This is a genomic window from Bradyrhizobium jicamae (assembly GCF_001440395.1).
Classification (GTDB): Bacteria; Pseudomonadota; Alphaproteobacteria; order Rhizobiales; family Xanthobacteraceae; genus Bradyrhizobium; species Bradyrhizobium jicamae.
This window is the reverse complement of record NZ_LLXZ01000214.1, coordinates 2,089-2,341: the sequence shown is the minus strand read 5'-3', so window position 1 is coordinate 2,341 and position 253 is coordinate 2,089. Positions and strand designations below refer to the sequence as shown.

1 protein-coding gene is annotated in these 253 nt (G+C 59.3%); it reads left to right on the top strand.

Features of this window, described 5'->3' with window-relative positions; genetic code table 11:
* The coding region (locus tag CQ12_RS45530; protein ID WP_198164369.1) for a hypothetical protein at positions 1-253 on the top strand (253 nt) is incomplete at both ends.

Sequence of the window (253 nt, the reverse complement as noted above, 5' to 3'; positions counted from 1 at the left end):
ATGCTTCGCGGGCGCATCGCTAAGCCAAGCTGGGCGGCCATCAAGCACCTTTACCCGGAGCACTTCCAGCCGGAGGCATCCCAACACCCGGAAGGTGAACCGCTATCCCTCAAGCGCCGCAGCGAGGCAGACGCCTACTACAAGATCCTGCAGACGATAGCCCGTTTCCCGATCACCGATCCGAAGAACCAAGACGCGGTGAACCTGCAGCTCATCGCAAAAGGGGCTCTTGAGCTCTCTTCAACTGTGTTGT